Origin of the sequence: Massilia sp. DJPM01 (assembly GCF_030348125.1) — a bacterium.
In the GTDB taxonomy this organism is placed as follows: Bacteria; Pseudomonadota; Gammaproteobacteria; order Burkholderiales; family Burkholderiaceae_D; genus Telluria_A; species Telluria_A frigida.
Window position 1 is genome coordinate 1 of sequence record NZ_JAQOZV010000143.1, and the last position, 2,354, is coordinate 2,354.

General features: G+C 54.5%; 1 protein-coding gene. It reads right to left on the bottom strand.

Going from position 1 to position 2,354, the window contains the following annotated elements:
• Positions 1-106 precede the first annotated feature (106 nt).
• On the bottom strand, positions 107-1,768 hold the full coding sequence (ltrA, locus tag PO883_RS34150) for a group II intron reverse transcriptase/maturase (protein WP_289313754.1): 1,662 nt from the start codon (positions 1,766-1,768) through the stop codon (positions 107-109).
• Between the last annotated feature and the right edge of the window lie 586 nt (positions 1,769-2,354).

Below are 2,354 nucleotides of genomic sequence, written 5' to 3' on the forward strand. Positions count from 1 at the left end.
GGAGGGTAGCCGGACGCAGTTACCTGCGCCCAGCCCCCGAAGAACCGTGCATGCGCCTTTAGGTGCACACGGCTCGAGCCTTTCAAAGGCATCTTTCGACACCCGGTCATACAACTTCCTTTTCGGCGTACTGCTTCCTGCGGCAATTGAGATGGTGCATTTGAAGGTTGCTTGCTGCGTCAGTCCCGCCATCTGGCCGCTTCACAATGTGGCGAAATGCCCACGGCGTTGATTTTGTGATTGGCTGATGGCAGTCGTGGCAGTTGCAGTCTTGGCCTAGCCAGACACGGTAAAGCTTCGAGCGACCTCGCCCCGAGTTCAGCATTTTCTTGACCCACCGGGCTTCGAAATACAGTTCCCATCGTGGGTCGTGCGGATTGGCCGCAGCCTTGATTTTAATATGCCGCACAATTGGCGTATCGGATTCCCGCAGCAGAATGCATTCCTTCTTAGTCCCATCCTCTTCTTTTTCTGTCGCGGAGAATATCCAGTTGCGAGTGCCTTGGGACTTGAAATATTTCGCCTTGACCCAGCGGGCGCCCTTGTTTGGATGCCTTCTTACCGCCCATCGCCACAACATTGACCAGACCTCTCTATCGACTCGGAAAAAGGCCTTCTTGGCGACCACATGGCTGTGATAATTCGCCCACCCCCGTAGAATGGGATTGAGTAGCCTTATCAGGTTTACCTGTTTGGCTGTCTTGTTGGCCCTGATGACTTCACGGATTTTGTCAAGATGCGCTTTGACGTTCGCTTTCGACGGCTTCATCAGCAGCTTGCCGTTGTACTTGCGGATGTTCCAGCCGAGAAAGTCAAACCCGTCCCCGATATGCGTTATTTTGGTTTTTTCAGGCGACAGGATCAGTCCACGTGCCGCCAGAAATTCAACCACGGCAGGCTTCACCTCGAGTTCCAGCCACGCCTTCGAGTGGCCGGTAATGATGAAGTCGTCCGCATACCTTGACATGTTCATTTTCAGTCCTGTCCACTTTGCTTTCGGGAACTTCTCCGCCAGCATTGTTTCGAGGCCATCAAGTGCCATGTTCATTGCTATCGGTGAAATGATTCCCCCTTGCGGAGTTCCGGCATCTGTGGGAAAGAGTTCGTTTTGATAGAAGTAGCCCGCCTTGAGCCATTTCTTGAAGACCACCACATCCGTTGGAATATTGGCGAGCATCCAGTCGTGACTGATGTTGTCGAAACAGCCTTGGATATCGGCCTCCAGCACCCATTGCGCGCTCGTCTTTCGAGCCAGTGACTTGAAGCAATGTTCTCCAGCGTCAGCGGTCGAGCGTTTCGGTCTGAATCCATACGAATTCAGGTCGGCGGAGGTTTCTGCGATGGGTTCGAGCGCCAGCAGGTGTAGGGCCTGCATGGCGCGGCACTTCATCACGGGGATGCCGAGCGGCCTCGTCTTTTTGCTGTTTTTCTTCGGAATCATTACCCTCCGAAGCGGAAGAGTCGAATAGCCCCGCCTCTTCAACGACGCCATCGCGTTGGTCTTTGCCGCCGGTGTTTTCCAAGTGACCTTGTCGACACCGGGGGTGTTCTTGCCTTTGTTTTCAGTCACCCGCTTGACGGCTAATGCTTTGCCGCTGAACGAGTGGGTCAGCAACCATTGCAAGGCTTTCGCCTTGTTGTGCCTGCCGGCCTGTACAGCCTTCACCATACGCGTCTGCAGCCGCCTTACCTGACGCTGGACATCGGCCCAATTGATGCCGTCCCATGCCACGCCGGAGGGTGCGCAAGCTCGTGTCGCAGCCTTCATTCGCTTTCCTTCCGTTAAGTTGATTCTACAAAATCTCTGGTGAGGAAAGACCATAAGGAAGTGGGCCCGCTTTCGCGTGGGATGATGTTTCAATCCCTGTCCGTCCCATTACAGGGCGGCATTCGCTTTGTCCTCGTTCCTGTTCCCGCACCGCCATGGGCGGACCTTGCGGCCTGCTGTCCCCGAGGGGAGCGATACGGGGTTTCCACGTTCCGCAAGCGGAAGTATGTCGGCTTAGGTGCCTGCTCTCGACCGGGAGGGGTTTTGGGTCACGACAGCGTAATACATAGACGCTGTTCCCACCTCCATTACCTTTTTTGGTGCAAGCGTATTAGCCATTTCCGCTTGTTACGAGTGACGATCTTTATCGCAGATTCAACTAATTTCACCATACCGACTATCTAGCACTTATCCGGCGTATGGCTGCCAGAAGGGTAGGCCTCTCGCGATTACTACCCCGCACCTTGCGATGCTTCGTTGCGTTGTCAGAACCGCTCTTTATTCAGGTTCCTAGATTCACCAGGTGACACTGGTAGTTCCCTCTATTCAAGCGGAAACAACTTCCACGAGCAGCCTCGTGTCGCAC

Coding starts and splice junctions, on each gene's coding strand:
- ltrA (WP_289313754.1), bottom strand. CDS start 1,768: ATGAAGGCTGCGACACGAGCTTGCGCACCCTCCGGCGTGGCATGGGAC.